Consider the following 14,486-nt stretch of genomic DNA (forward strand, 5'->3'; position numbering starts at 1 on the left):
CACAATCAGAGGTGAGACGAAAGCCAGACCGAAGGCAAGACCTTTCGATGGCAATAATGAATTCAGGCATGTTTCCCGCCAGCGTTTCCGGACGGGAAAATCGGAGTAAAAAATGTTGAAGCGTTCTATCACCGCAGTGGCGCTTGGCGCCGCAATCGTTGCTTTTGCAGGTCAGGCTTTCGCCGCCGACATGATGGGAGCAACGGACTATTCCTATAACGATCCGGTTGCCAGCGGCCCGCATGACTGGTCGGGCAACTATATCGGCGCACAGATCGGCGCTTCATCGTCCAAGATCCCCGGCCCTTTCACCAACCGCACGGGCGCTCTGGGCGGCGTCGTCGTAGGCAAGAACATGCAGAGCGGCAATGTGGTGTTCGGCGCGGAACTCGAAGGCAATTTCGCCGAGGCGGAGCATCGCATTGGCCATGGCGGCAGCCTCCAGCAGTCGTGGAACGGCAATGCCAAGGGCAAGGTCGGCTATGCTTTCGACAAGACGCTGGTTTATGGCACGGCGGGCTACGGCGTGACGCGCTTCAAGGCAAAGGACAACACCACTTCCGCTCCGGGCTGGGAAGGCGGCGCGCTGATCGGCGCCGGTGTGGAGCAAGCGCTGAGCGGCCCGCTCTCGGTCAAGGCCGAGTATGACTTCCAGCGCTTCGGCGACGTGAAGTCCCGCGTCAATGGCGTGGAGCAGCGCAACAACCTGAAGAACCATTCGATCAAGGCGGGCCTGAACTACAAGTTCTAGACCGACACTTCATTCTGTTTTCGCATCAAGCAATTCGGCTTTTGCACAAAGGGCTGCGCTTTACCGCGCAGCCCTTTCGTTTTGCATAAATTTATCTTCATTTCGCAGTCTGGCCACGTCATTCGATGGCTTGACTCCGACAGGCACTCACCGCTTATAAATTGATAGTGGAAATGCGGGGAACAATGACTGGAAAGCTCAACCACCATATCGGGAGGTTATCTTACCTTGCCGTGTTGTCCCCTTGCGCCTGAACACATGAATATGTGGCTCTGCTCCGGCAGGCCATGCAGGCAGGAATGAGAGAATGCAGCGCGTTTTTGACGGACATAACGATGTCCTTCTGCGGCTTTGGGAAAATGCCCGCAAAGGCGAAGACCCCATCAAGGAATTCATCGGCGGAACGGATGTCGGCCATATCGATGCCCCCCGCTCGCGCAAGGGCGGCCTGGCGGGCGGTATTTGTGCTATCTATGTGCCCTCCGGCGAGCATATCGAACTGGGCAAGCCAGACGCCAATGGCCATTACGAAACGCCGCTTTCGCCACCGCTGGAACGCAGCCCCTCCCTCGACATCGCTCTCGATATGGCCGCCATTGCCCTCAAGCTGGAAGCGGCTGGCGGCTGGAAGCTCTGCCGCAATGGACGCGAGCTCGACGAGACGCTGAACAGCGACACATTTGCCGCCGTGCTGCACATGGAAGGCTGCGAAGCCATCGATGAAGATCTTGCAGCACTTGAAGTGTTTTACGCCGCAGGCCTGCGCTCGCTTGGACCCGTCTGGAGCCGCAACAATATTTTCGCACACGGTGTTCCGTTTGCCTATCCGATGAGCCCAGATACCGGCCCCGGCCTGACTGAGACAGGCAAGCGTCTCGTCAAGGCATGCAATGCCAAGGGTATTCTGATCGACCTTGCGCATATCACCGAAAAAGGCTTCTGGGATGTGGCGAAACTGAGCGATCAGCCGCTGGTCGCCAGCCACTCCAACGCTCATGCCCTCACCCCCGTGGCCCGCAACCTGACCGACCGCCAGCTTGATGCGATCCGCGAGAGCAAGGGCCTTGCCGGACTGAACTACGCAACGACCATGCTGCGCGCCGATGCCAAGGAAGACGCCGACACGCCGCTTTCCGATGTGGTGCGCCACGTGGATTACATGGTTGAACGCATGGGCATCGATTGTGTGGCGCTTGGTTCGGACTATGACGGCGCAACAATCCCTGCCGAAATCGGCGATGCAGCAGGCACGCAGAACCTTGTCATAGCCTTGCAAAAGGCCGGATATAACGACGAGGAACTGGCAAAGCTTTGCCGGGGCAACTGGATCAGGGTTCTGAAACAGGCATGGCATGAAGCCTGACATGCAGATACAATCGAACAAAATCCCAACAAAAATACAGAAAGGGAACTCTACCATGATGCATTTCGGACGTTTTCGCATTCTGGCCGCAGGCGCCGCACTTGCCGCTGTTCTGGCCGCAAATCCGGCCCTGTCGGCCACACCTGCCGACACGCTGGTACAGGCATGGGCCATTGACGACACCATCACGCTCGACCCTGCCGAATCCTTTGAATTGAGCCCGGCCGAGTTCATCGGTAACGCCTACGACATGCTCGTCCGTCTCGACATCAACGACACGTCGAAAGTCGTGCCGGGCGTTGCCGAAAGCTGGACCGTTTCCGACGACGGCCTCACCTATACGTTCAAGCTGAAGAAGGACATCAAGTTCGCTTCCGGCAATCCGATCACGTCTGCCGATGTAGCCTATTCCTTCGAACGCGCTGTCCGTCTCGACAAGAGCCCGGCGTTCATCCTGACCCAGTTTGGCCTGACCAAGGATAACATCAACGAAAAGGCAAAAGCCGTAGACGATAACACCTTCGTCTTCACCGTCGACAAGCCTTATGCGCCAAGCTTTGTGTTGAACTGCCTGACCGCGACCGTCGCCGCAGTCGTCGACAAGAAGCTTCTCGAAGAACATGCAGAGAAGGTTACGCCGACCGACGAGTACAAGTACGACACCGATTATGCCAATGCATGGCTGAAAACCAAGTCGGCAGGTTCCGGCCCGTTCGTGATCCGCGAATGGCGCGCCAATGAAGTCGTCATTCTGGAGCGCAACGATAATTTCTATGGCGAAAAGGCCAAGCTCAAGCGGGTCTTCTATCGTCACGTCAAGGAAAGCGCGACGCAGCGCCTGATGCTCGAATCCGGCGATGTGGATGTGGCGCGCAATCTGGAACCGGGCGACTACGAAGCCGTTCAGAAGAACGACAAGCTCGCCACAACCAGCGCCGCCAAGGGCACGGTTTATTACATCAGCCTCAATCAGAAGAACGAGAATCTGGCCAAGCCGGAAGTCCGCGAAGCGTTCAAATATCTGGTCGATTATGATGCGATCGGTTCGACTCTCATCAAGGGCATCGGTGAAATCCGCCAGACTTATCAGGCCAAGGGTGTTCTCGGCTCTCTCGATGCTGCTCCGTACAAGCTCGACGTCGCCAAGGCGAAGGAACTTCTCGCCAAGGCAGGCCTCAAGGACGGTCTTTCGGTCACGTTCGACGTGCGTAACGGCCAGCCGGTCACCGGCATTGCCGAATCCTTCCAGCAGACCGCTGCTCAGGCTGGCGTGAAGATCGAAATCATCCCCGGCGACGGCAAGCAGACACTGACCAAATATCGCGCCCGCAACCACGATATGTATATCGGCCAGTGGGGCATGGACTATTGGGATCCGAATTCCAACGCCGAAGCTTTCACCAGCAATCCTGACAATAGCGACGACGCCTCGACCAAGACGCTCGCATGGCGCAACGCCTGGGACATTCCGGAGCTAACCAAGCAGACGCAGGCCGCACTTCTGGAGCGCGACAGCGACAAGCGTGCCGAACAGTACAAGAAGCTGCAGCAGGAAGCGCTCGACCAGAGCCCGTTCGTCATGCTGTTCCAGCAGGTGGAAGTCGCCGGCATCGGCGGCAATGTGAAGGGCTACAAGCTCGGCCCGACATTCGACTCCAACTTCCTGGCTCCTGTCAGCAAGGAATAGTGGCCATGCGTCGGCGCGTGAAAATCATCACGCGCCGAAACGGCTTTAAATCAACGAGATGGAGCGGTTTTCTGAATCAAAAAGGAAGCCGCTCCACGAAATTTTCAGCACTGCCGATCCGGTTTTCCGGAGCGACAGTTGTCCTGAAACGCTCTCATTGTCGGAAGCGGTCAAAACATTGAGTAACACTGGAACCACCAAAAAGGTAAGGCGGGCACCGCGGCGCGGGGCGGCTCTTGCCACGTCGATAGCCAGTTTTCTGGGTATCGTCATCACGACTTATCTGGGCCTTCTGGCCGTAACCTTTTTCATCGGCCGTGTTGTGCCGATTGATCCCGTTCTTGCAATCGTCGGCGATCGCGCTCCAGCGCATGTCGTCGCGCGCGTTCGGGAAGAAATGGGCTTCAACCTGCCCTATTACCAGCAGTTTTTCCTTTACGTGAAGGGCGTGCTACAGGGCGATTTCGGCACTTCGGTGCTGACCACCAATCCGGTCATGACCGATATTCGCCGCGTTTTCCCGGCCACGATGGAACTTGCCACCGTCGGCACGATCATCGGCGCCGTGTTCGGCATTCCTCTTGGCGTCCTCGCCGCGGTCAAGCGCGGCAGCCTCGTCGACCAGATCGTGCGCGTGATCGGGCTTGTCGGCTATTCGGTGCCGATCTTCTGGCTCGGAATGCTCGCGCTTTTGATCTTCTATGCGCGGCTGGGCTGGACATCCGGTCCCGGACGCATCGACATCACATTCGAATATACCTTCACGCCGATCACCGGATTCTATGTGATTGACGCGATTCTCCAGCGCGACTGGCCAGCATTGAAGGATATTGTCTCCCACCTTATCCTGCCATCTGCACTGCTCGGCTATTTCTCGCTCGCCTATATCAGCCGCATGACCCGTTCCTTCATGCTCAATGAACTGGAACAGGAATATATCATCGCCGCGCGCGCCAAGGGCATTTCGGAAACCCGCATCATCTGGGGCCATGCGCTGCGCAATGCCGCCGTGCCGCTGGTGACCGTGATTGCGCTTTCCTATGCCGGGCTTTTGGAAGGTTCGGTGCTGACCGAAACCATCTTCTCCTGGCCCGGCCTTGGACTCTACATCACCAATTCACTGCAAAACGCTGATATGAATGCCGTTCTCGGTGGCACGATCGTCATCGGATCGGTCTTTATCGCGCTCAACCTCGTGTCCGATCTTCTCTATCGGCTTCTCGATCCAAGGACGCGCGCACGATGAGCCAAATGACAGATACTTCCAACCTCTCATGGCGCGAATGGCTGCTTACCGAGCGGCCGCAGTCGCGCACGCAAGCCCGTCTCGGTCGCGCCTACATGGTCTGGCGGCGCTTCACCGCCAACAAGCTGGCCGTCCTCGGTCTCCTGATCATCATCGGCCTTCTTGTCGTGGCGGCTCTGGCCGATGTGCTGGCCCCGCATTCGCCGGTTGTCGGCGATCTGGCCAATGCACGTCTCCTGCCGCCGGGATCACCGGGGTATCTGCTCGGCACCGACGATCAGGGACGCGATATTCTTTCGCGTCTGATCTATGGTTCCCGCCTCACCCTTTATGTGGTGCTGCTGGTCGCGATCATCGCAGCGCCTATCGGCCTTCTGGTCGGCACGGTTGCCGGTTACGCCGGCGGCTGGGTCGATGCGGTGCTGATGCGCATTACCGATATTTTCCTTGCCTTCCCGAAGCTCATTCTGGCGCTCGCGTTTGTTGCTGCTCTCGGGCCGGGCATCGAAAATGCCATCATCGCCATCGCCATCACCTCATGGCCGCCCTATGCGCGCATTGCGCGTGCCGAAACGCTGACCGTGCGCAACTCGGACTATATTTCCGCCGTTCGTCTGATGGGCGCTTCGCCGATCCGCATCGTCGTGCGCCACATCATGCCACTCTGCACCTCGTCGCTGATCGTGCGTGTGACGCTCGACATGGCAGGCATCATCCTCACCGCCGCCGGTCTTGGCTTCCTTGGCCTTGGCGCTCAGCCGCCATTGCCTGAATGGGGCGCGATGATCGCGTCCGGTCGCCGCTTCATTCTCGACCAGTGGTGGGTTGCCGCCATGCCGGGCATCGCGATCCTCATCGTCAGCCTCGGCTTCAATCTTCTGGGCGACGGCCTGCGCGATGCGCTCGATCCGCGGGGTAACAACCAATGAAGCCTCTTCTGACTGTTGAAGACCTGCGGGTCACCTTCCCGACCCGCACGGGCGCAATCGAGGCCGTGCGCGGCGTCAGCTTCGAACTGGGTCGCGAACGCCTCGGCATCGTGGGCGAATCCGGCTCGGGCAAGTCGCAGACCGGCCGCGCCATCATGGGGCTGACCCCGCTGCACGCGAAGATCACCGCCAAAAAACTCGAGTTCGACGGCATCGATCTTCTGAACGCTCCAGCGCGCCAACGCCGTGCCTTACGTGGCGGTCGTATCGCCATGGTGTTGCAGGACCCGAAATATTCCCTCAACCCTGTGATGACCATCGGCAAGCAGATTGCCGAAACGCTGAAGGCCCACGGCAAGTTCAGCAGCGAGGAAATCCGCAAGCGCTCCATCGCCATGCTGGAAGCTGTGCAGATCCGCGATCCTGAGCGTGTCATGAGCCTCTATCCGCACGAAGTTTCGGGCGGCATGGGCCAGCGCGTCATGATTGCGATGATGCTGGTGGCAGAGCCGGAAATGCTGATCGCCGATGAGCCGACCTCAGCCCTCGACGTGACGGTGCAGCTCGAAGTGCTCGGCATTCTGGACAAGCTGGTCGCCGAACGCGGCATGGGGCTGATCTTCGTCAGCCACGACTTGCGCCTCGTTTCCTCCTTCTGCGACCGCGTCATCGTGATGTATGCAGGCAAGATCGTGGAGGAAATCGCGGCGAAAGACCTCGCCAATGCGAAACACCCCTATACGCAAGGATTGCTGAACTGCATGCCGAAAATCGGAGCCGATCGCCATCCCCTGCCAACCTTGCAGCGTGAGGAGGCATGGAAGCTATGACAGGCGAAACTATGAGCACGGCATCTGCATTGAGCGTCGATAATATCGACGTTTATTTCGACCATTTCCATGCGCTGAAATCGGTCAGCATCGAAGTGGCCCGCGGCGAATCCTACGGGCTGGTGGGTGAATCCGGTTCGGGCAAATCGACCCTGCTGCGCGCCGTAGCAGGTCTTGCGCCTGTCGAAGATGGCGAAATCCGTATTGACGGACAATTGCTGAAGACACCGCGTGACAAGGCGTTCTATCGCAATGTCCAGATGGTGTTTCAGGACCCTTACGGCTCGCTGCATCCACGGCAGACTGTGGACCGCCTGTTGCTGGAACCGCTCGCCATCCACGGCGTTGGCGACACGGAACAGCGCATCGTGAAGGCGCTCGATGAAGTCGGCCTCGGTTCCGGCTTTCGCTTCCGCTATCCGCACCAGCTTTCGGGCGGCCAGCGCCAGCGCATCGCCATTGCCCGCGCGCTCATCGTCGAGCCCAGCATATTGCTGCTCGACGAGCCGACTTCGGCGCTCGATGCATCGGTTCAGGCGGAAGTGCTGAACCTGCTCGAACAGGTTCGGCGCGACCGCAATCTCACCTTCGTCATGGTCAGCCACGACCTTGGCGTCGTCACCCATATGTGCGACCGGCTTGCCGTCATGCGTAATGGGGAGGTCGTGGAACAGTTGCAGGCGAATGATCTTGTCAGCGGCAATATCCATGCCGACTATACGAAGAACCTGATGCGGGCGAGCGAAGGCTTCCGCAGGTAGGAAGAAGCGGTCCGTTTCAGCATGCGCAAAAACAAAGGGGACCTGGCGGCCCCCTTTTTCATTGCATCAATCGTCGGACTTGCCTGGCGTGTCGCCATCCTGCCCGCGCCGCCAATAGGCGACAATCAGCTGACGGTCCTTCGGGATATTGCGTTCCTTGCGCATATAGGTGCGGATCGACCGGAATGCGTCGAATTCGCAACCGGCCCAGACAAAAATATCGTCTTCATCTTCCGGCAATTCCACCGCCCTCACCGCGTCCTGCAACAATGTCGTCGTTCCCGCCTCGGCGCCATTGCGGTTCAGCCATTGCAGATCGACATCGGCCCGTGAGAAAAGTTTCTGCTCTTCCTCGGGGCTGCCGATTTCGACGCGCACGACCGCCTTGGTTCCTTCCGGCAACCGTTCGAGAATGCGCCCTATGGCAGGCAAGGCGGTTTCGTCGCCAGCGAGCAGATACCATTTGGCATCGCCTGCATCGCCACCGCCCGGACCAGTCATACCGACAATGTCGCCCGGCTTGGCGCTGAGGGCCCAACCGGAGCCGGGCGCATCGCAATCATCGCCATGAACGACCATGTCGATATCCACCCATCCGGCGGCCGCATCAATGTTGCGGATCGTATAGACACGTGTCGCAAGCTTGGCTTCGCCATCCGGCCAAACCGGACGGCCATCTTCGCCAGTCGTGGGCCATTGCGGTTTGGCAAGGCCCTTGGGCGGGAACAGAAGACGGATATGCAGGCCCAAATAGGAAAAGCGGTGAAGATTGTCGCCCTTGAGGCGAACACGGCGCATGTGCGGCGTTACATTCGATACCGAAACAACCTGCATCTCGCGGAAATAAGGCAATGGCAGTCCGGCCGCCACATCGCCTTCCCAGATAATCTTCGGTTTGGCGCTGCCCTTGTCGAGAAACTCCAGCACATGTTCGGCGATGGAATATTTCATATAGGCCAGCCCGGTTTCGTCCTCGCTCGTGACATCGACGCTGACCGTTTCATCGTCCCACTGCACATCCGCCTGACCGAAGCTCAGCACCAGCTTGGCCATGCTACCCTGACGGTGCACGTCGGCATGCTCGACAAAATGATCGAGAAGCTGATTGAGCACATGACCCGCATTGGTAAGCGCAAAACGGGTATTGGCGTTGAGTTCGGACATGCCCCGTCCTCCTTTGGGAATGAATTTTCCCAGCCTTACCCGAATATAACATGACTATTCAAGTCATCATTGTTGCTTGGACCCGCAATAAATTGTGACGGGCAGTGCCTGCCGCCACACATCGAAAGAACCGAGCGCCCCGGCCTGCGCAACCGAGAGCCGCGTCAGTTCTCCACCGCACTTTTCACGCCAGTTGAAAAGCAGCATTTCGCTTTGCAGGGTCACGGCATTGGCAACCAGCCGCCCGCCTGGCTTCAGGGCATTCCAGCAAGCTTGAAGCACACCGTCATCGGTCACGCCGCCGCCAATGAAAATTGCATCCGGCGCTTCCAATCCTGTAAGCGCCGCAGGAGCTTCGCCCCTGATCAACTGCAATCCCGAAGCGCCCAATGACGCGCGATTCCGCTCGATCATGGCCTGTCGCTGTCCGTTGGCCTCGATGGCAATGGCGCGACATGTGGGGTGAACACGCATCCATTCAATGCCGATGGAGCCGCACCCAGCCCCAACATCCCAAAGAAGTTGATGGGGCAATGGCTGCAATCGCGACAGCGTGACAGCGCGAATGTCCCGCTTGGTCAGTTGACCATCATTTTCAAAGGCTTCATCGGGAAGCCCGGCCGCTGGCGAAAACACGTTCGCTTCCGGCGCAGCGATGCATTCAATCGCCAGAACATTCAGATCGGCACATCGCTCGTGCCACCAGTTTTCTGCTCTATCCCCTATCCGGCGTTCCTTCGAGCCGCCTATGTGCTCAAGCACGGTCATGCGGCTCTGGCCAAAGCCCTTGTCCTTGAGCATTGCCGCCGCTTTTGCTGGCGTCAAGCCGTCATTGCTGAGGACAAGAAGTTTCTCGCCCGGCAGGATATGCGGAAGCAGCAGTTCAAACGGACGACCGTGCACGCTGACAGTGCGGACGTCCTGAAGCGGCCATCCCATCCTTGCGGCAGCCAGCGAGAGCGAGGACGGATGCGGCAGAACAAGCATTTCTTGCGGAGAAAAATGCCGCGCCAAAGTTGCGCCCACGCCGAAGAACATTGGATCGCCGCTTGCCAGCACGACGACCGGCTGGTCGCGATATGCCTCAATCATGGCGAAAGCCTCGTCGAAGGGAGACGGCCACGCCACGCGCTCAGCCTTGATGCTGTCGTCCAGAAAATCCAGATGGCGTCTGCCGCCGAAAATGACCTTGGCCGAAGCAAGCGCCGCGAGCCCGGTTTTCCCAAGCCCGTCCAATCCGTCTTCGCCGATCCCGATCACCGTCAGCCAATGTGCCATGCGCGCCGCTCCTTTTCCCTGTTCGTATGGCGAGGCAGTAGCAAGTGCAAGCGGCAAGGCGTATAAGGCTGGAATGTCGAGCCAGCAAACCACTCAAACGCTGCAAGTCCAGACCGACAGGCGCAACGCCTGTCCTGGTCTTTCACGCATGGTGATGGCGAAAGATGGCGCAATGGCCCGCATCAAATTGAAGCTCGGTCGCCTGTCAGCCGATCAGGCCCGTTCAATTGCAACGATAGCGGAACGTTTCGATACAGGCGCGATTGAGCTATCGATTCGCTCCAATATCCAGTTGCGCGGCATCGCGCCCGGACATTGGGATAATGTTGTCGCTGCGCTTCATGACACAGGGCTTGGAGCAGAAAATTCCGGTGCCGACGATGTTCGCAACGTGATGGTTAGCCCCACGTCTGGCCTTGACTGTGGTCAGATATGCGACGTCACCGGACTGGCCTTATCCGTGCTGAATATGTTGCAGGCGAATGAAGCTTTCTATTCGCTGTCACCGAAATTCTCCTTGCAGATTGACGGCGGCGAGGACTGCGCCATGATTTCCCATCCGGGCGATATCTGGCTTTCGGCCGTGGACCGGAAAACCTATGCGTTCGGCCTTGCTTCCTCTCCCGACAGGGAAGCGCTGGGGACCTTGGAATCCCGACACGCCCTCCCCCTCATCGAAGCGTTGCTGCATCGGTTTTTACGCCATGGCCGTTTTGCGCGGATGAAACATCTGTTCGAGGTGGTTTCGCCAGCCGAATTTCTCGCCGATTTGAACAGGGAACTGCCTTTTCCAATCCATTCTGCCGCAGGCTGGAAACGCAAGGCACAGACGCCATTTTCGCATCTTGGCCCGAACCGGCAGCGTGATGGATCGACTTATGTCGGCGCCATGCCGCTTATGGGGCGGCTGACGCCACACCAGCTCAGGGCACTGGCAGACCTCTCCATCAGCGGAAAGCGCGAACTACGGCTAACGCCATGGCAAGGCATCATCCTCCCTTATGTAGATGGAATGCAGATTGGAAAAATAACCGAAGTACTTCGTTCGCTTGATCTCGAAACCACAGCCGAAGCGCCTCATGCGCGGATTCGTGCCTGTTCGGGTTCGAATGGGTGCGGCTCCGCGCTCGCCGACACTCAAGCCGACGGCAAGACACTCGCCTCGCATTTGACCTGCGCAACGACAGCCGTCCACGTGACCGGATGCGCCAAATCCTGCGCGGCGCTCGCGCCCCTTCCGCATACGCTTCTTGCCCGGTCGGCAGGCCGCTACGATCTTTATGCGCGAGACAGGACTGGACCATCGCGTTTCGGGCAGCTATTGGCGACAGATATCACCATTGACGAAGCGGCGCGCCTTCTGAACGCCCGACACTGATTAGAGTGGTCCTTATGACAGACTATATTCGCGACGGGCAGGCGATTTACGACCGGTCTTTTGCCATCATCCGTGCCGAAGCCGATCTGAGCCGCATACCCGCCGATCTGGAAAAGCTTGCGGTCCGCGTGATTCACGCCTGTGGCATGGTGGATGTGGTTGGTGACCTCGCCTTTTCGGAAGGCGCGGGCAAAGCCGGGCGCGACGCCCTGCTCGCAGGCGCGCCCATCCTCTGCGATGCGCGCATGGTGGCCGAAGGCATTACCCGTTCTCGTCTGCCCGCAAACAATGAAGTCATCTGCACTCTTGGCGACCCGTCGGTTCCCGAGCTCGCCGCGAAGATCGGCAATACCCGCTCGGCGGCTGCACTCGACCTCTGGCTCCCGCATCTTGCCAACAGCGTCGTTGCAATCGGCAATGCACCAACTGCCCTCTTCCGCCTGTTCGAACTGCTGGATGCCGGTGCGCCGAAACCCGCACTGATCATCGGAATGCCGGTCGGTTTCGTCGGCGCGGCAGAATCGAAGGAAGAACTCGCCGCAAACAGCCGTGGCGTGCCTTATGTGATCGTGCGCGGAAGACGCGGCGGCAGCGCCATGACGGCAGCGGCGGTCAACGCGCTCGCCTCGGAGCGCGAATAATGGCGGCAAAAGGCAGACTGTTTGGCCTGGGCGTCGGTCCCGGCGATCCCGAACTGATAACGCTGAAAGCCCTTCGCCTTCTCAAAAGCGCGCCGGTCGTTGCTTATCATGCCGCGAAGGGAAAGAAGGGCAACGCCCTCTCAATAGTCGAGGAATATCTTTCACCGGAACAGATTCTGGTGCCGCTGATCTATCCGGTGACGACGGAAAAGCTCCCGGCACACATGGATTACGAACAGATCGTCAGCGATTTCTATGGCGAGATAACGGGCACGATAGCAAGCCATCTCGATCGCGGACAGGATGTAGCCGTGATCGCGGAAGGCGATCCGTTCTTCTATGGCTCGTTCATGTATATCCACGACAGGCTTGCGGACCGGTATGAAACGCAAGTGGTTCCCGGTGTCTGTTCCGTTCTCGGTGCCTCTGCCGTCCTCGGTGCGCCGCTGGTCTATCGCAACCAGACGCTATCCGTCCTTTCCGGCGTCATGAGCGCCGAAGAGCTGAAACAGCGGCTCGCGGATACGGGAGCAGCGGCCATAATGAAGCTTGGCAAAAATCTCGACAAGGTCCGCACCGTGCTTGGCGATCTCGATCTCATGGAGCGTGCGCTCTATGTCGAGCGCGCCACCATGTCCAATCAGCGCATCGTGCCGCTTGCCGAAGTCGATGGCGGCGATTGCCCCTATTTCTCGATCATTCTCGTTCCGGGGCAAAAATGGAACGGCGCATGATCCCCGCAATTCTGGTGCTCGGAGAAGCTGCTGTGCCCGCCGCACAGCGAATCGCAATGGCGCTGGAACGCGCCGAAATACTCGGCCTTCGGAACCGTGTTGCATCGGTTGACAGCACCTTCATGCATTTCGGCGATGCGATAAGATCGCTTTACGAGGAAGGTCGCCCCATCATTGCGCTTTGCGCCGCCGGCATCGTCATCCGGGCGCTCGCCCCGCTGCTTGAGAACAAGCGTATCGAACCGCCGGTTCTGGCCGTTGCCGAAGATGGAAGCACGGTCGTGCCGCTTTTGGGCGGTCTCTCCGGTGTAAACGACATGGCCAGGCAGGTTGCGGCGGCATTGGAAGTTGTGCCTGCAATAACCACGTCCGGCGAATTGCGGTTCGGGATCAATTTGCTGCACCCGCCTGCCGAACTGACGCTTGCTAATCCTGACGACGCGAAAAATTTCATGTCGAACCTGCTCGCCGGGCAGAAGCTGCGGCTGGACGGACAATCGCGCTGGCTTGCGCAATCGAAATTGCCTTTTGCCGACGACGGCGCGTTGACGATCAGCATAACGCCCCGCAACCGTGCACCGCGCCCGGACGAGTTGATTTATCATCCGCGCTGTGTGGCTATTGCCGTCGATAGGATCAGCGAGAACATTCAGAACGATATCGAAGATGCTCTGGCCAAAGCCGGAATAGCCCAGTCGTCTCTGGCGTTGCTTCTCGCCCACGAGAAGAATTGTGCGTCTTCCGTACTTCATCAGGTAGCGGCCAATCTCGATATTCCGCTGCGCTATGTGGCAGATGCGACAGATGCGTGCGATCTGGTCCTTCGTTCCGTGGAACAGCCGGTCGAACTGATAGATAGCGACGGGCTGGCCGTCGCCATAGCCGCTACACCGGCAGATGTACTCTTTGTCGGTCGAAAGCGTGGCAAGCTGGTCGTTATCGGACTTGGACCCGGATCGCGGGACCTGATGACGCCCGCCGTCCAGCATGAATTGGAACAGGCTGAAGACATCCTCGGCTATGAGACCTATGTGCGAATGGCAGAGGAGAACCTTCGCCCCTTCCGCGCGGACCAGATCATTCACATGACGGACAATCGCGAGGAAATGCAGCGCGCTCGTCACGCGTTCCAACTCGCGGCTTCCGGTCGGCATGTCATCATGGTCTCCTCGGGCGATCCCGGCGTCTTCGCGATGGCTGCGGCGGTTGTGGAGGCGCTGCACGAAACAGACAATCCCGCATGGTACGGTGTGGAGCTTGTCATCCAGCCCGGAATTTCAGCAGCAATGGCTGCCGCATCGCGCATTGGTGCGCCGCTGGGACACGACTTTTGCATCATTTCCCTGTCGGACAATCTGAAGCCTTGGGCAATCATCGAAAAGCGCCTGGCGCTCGCCGCCGAAGCCGATCTCGCCATGGCGTTCTACAATCCCATTTCCAGGGCGCGCCCGCATCAGCTTGGCCGCGCACTGGAAATCCTGCGCCAATATCGCGCGCCAGAGACGCCCATCGTCCTTGGACGAGACATAGGCAGGCCTGCGGAGACGACACGGATAACCACGCTCGGCGCGCTGACGCCCGGCGAGGTTGATATGCGTACCGTAGTGATCGTCGGCTCTTCCCACACCCGAAGTTTCGCGAAATCCGATGGCCGAGAATGGGTCTACACGCCGCGCTGGTATGGCGAAAACCCGGAAAACAAATAACAAAAAGGCAGGGAAAAC

The 14,486-nt window shown here is 58.8% G+C and carries 13 protein-coding genes; 11 read left to right on the forward strand and 2 right to left on the reverse strand.

The window, feature by feature from the left end:
- Window positions 1-112 precede the first annotated feature (112 nt).
- The 7 genes from F9K78_RS00075 (at window position 113) to F9K78_RS00105 (ending at window position 7,567) form a co-directional block, all read left to right on the forward strand.
- Window positions 113-751: an outer membrane protein gene (locus F9K78_RS00075; RefSeq protein ID WP_121982274.1), complete on the forward strand. Its 639-nt coding sequence runs from the start codon at window positions 113-115 to the stop codon at window positions 749-751.
- Window positions 752-1,058: 307 nt separating this feature from the next.
- A complete protein-coding gene (locus F9K78_RS00080) occupies window positions 1,059-2,114 on the forward strand; it encodes a dipeptidase (RefSeq protein ID WP_121985064.1) in 1,056 nt (351 codons plus the stop codon).
- A 55-nt stretch (window positions 2,115-2,169) separates the two neighbouring features.
- On the forward strand, window positions 2,170-3,801 hold the full coding sequence (locus tag F9K78_RS00085) for an ABC transporter substrate-binding protein (RefSeq protein ID WP_121982272.1): 1,632 nt from the start codon (window positions 2,170-2,172) through the stop codon (window positions 3,799-3,801).
- Between the two features lie 178 nt (window positions 3,802-3,979).
- Window positions 3,980-5,047, forward strand: coding sequence for an ABC transporter permease (locus F9K78_RS00090; protein ID WP_121985069.1), 1,068 nt, complete (start codon window positions 3,980-3,982; stop codon window positions 5,045-5,047).
- Window positions 5,044-5,976: an ABC transporter permease gene (locus F9K78_RS00095; protein WP_112592393.1), complete on the forward strand. Its 933-nt coding sequence runs from the start codon at window positions 5,044-5,046 to the stop codon at window positions 5,974-5,976. The genes F9K78_RS00090 and F9K78_RS00095 overlap by 4 nt, the downstream gene beginning before the upstream one ends.
- Entirely contained in the window at window positions 5,973-6,806 is an 834-nt protein-coding gene (locus F9K78_RS00100) for an ABC transporter ATP-binding protein (RefSeq protein ID WP_121982271.1), read from the forward strand. Before F9K78_RS00095 ends, F9K78_RS00100 begins: the two co-directional genes overlap by 4 nt.
- Window positions 6,807-6,817: 11 nt before the next feature.
- Complete coding sequence (locus F9K78_RS00105) at window positions 6,818-7,567, forward strand: ABC transporter ATP-binding protein (protein WP_025090430.1); 750 nt, start codon at window positions 6,818-6,820, stop codon at window positions 7,565-7,567.
- Between the two features lie 66 nt (window positions 7,568-7,633).
- Here the strand turns inward: F9K78_RS00105 and F9K78_RS00110 are convergent, their stop codons facing one another.
- Both F9K78_RS00110 and cbiE read right to left on the reverse strand, forming a co-directional pair.
- The gene (locus F9K78_RS00110; RefSeq protein ID WP_121982270.1) at window positions 7,634-8,731 is read right to left on the reverse strand and encodes a siderophore-interacting protein; all 1,098 of its coding nucleotides are present in this window, start codon (window positions 8,729-8,731) and stop codon (window positions 7,634-7,636) included.
- A 66-nt stretch (window positions 8,732-8,797) separates the two neighbouring features.
- The gene (cbiE, locus tag F9K78_RS00115; protein ID WP_121985063.1) at window positions 8,798-10,009 is read right to left on the reverse strand and encodes a precorrin-6y C5,15-methyltransferase (decarboxylating) subunit CbiE; all 1,212 of its coding nucleotides are present in this window, start codon (window positions 10,007-10,009) and stop codon (window positions 8,798-8,800) included.
- 73 nt (window positions 10,010-10,082) lie between these two features.
- Here cbiE and cobG point away from each other — a divergent pair, with 73 nt between their 5' ends.
- Genes cobG through cobJ form a run of 4 tightly spaced genes read left to right on the forward strand, consistent with a single transcriptional unit; the run spans window position 10,083 to window position 14,468 of the window.
- On the forward strand, window positions 10,083-11,387 hold the full coding sequence (gene cobG / locus F9K78_RS00120) for a precorrin-3B synthase (RefSeq protein WP_235925373.1): 1,305 nt from the start codon (window positions 10,083-10,085) through the stop codon (window positions 11,385-11,387).
- A gap of 14 nt (window positions 11,388-11,401) precedes the next feature.
- Entirely contained in the window at window positions 11,402-12,028 is a 627-nt protein-coding gene (locus F9K78_RS00125) for a precorrin-8X methylmutase (RefSeq protein WP_121982267.1), read from the forward strand.
- Window positions 12,028-12,762, forward strand: coding sequence for a precorrin-2 C(20)-methyltransferase (locus tag F9K78_RS00130; RefSeq protein ID WP_121982266.1), 735 nt, complete (start codon window positions 12,028-12,030; stop codon window positions 12,760-12,762). The genes F9K78_RS00125 and F9K78_RS00130 overlap by 1 nt, the downstream gene beginning before the upstream one ends.
- Window positions 12,759-14,468, forward strand: a complete 1,710-nt coding sequence (gene cobJ / locus F9K78_RS00135; RefSeq protein WP_186443326.1) for a precorrin-3B C(17)-methyltransferase — start codon at window positions 12,759-12,761, stop codon at window positions 14,466-14,468. The genes F9K78_RS00130 and cobJ overlap by 4 nt, the downstream gene beginning before the upstream one ends.
- The last annotated feature ends 18 nt before the right edge of the window (window positions 14,469-14,486 follow it).

Origin of the sequence: Brucella pseudintermedia (assembly GCF_008932435.1) — a bacterium.
GTDB lineage: Bacteria > Pseudomonadota > Alphaproteobacteria > Rhizobiales > Rhizobiaceae > Brucella > Brucella pseudintermedia.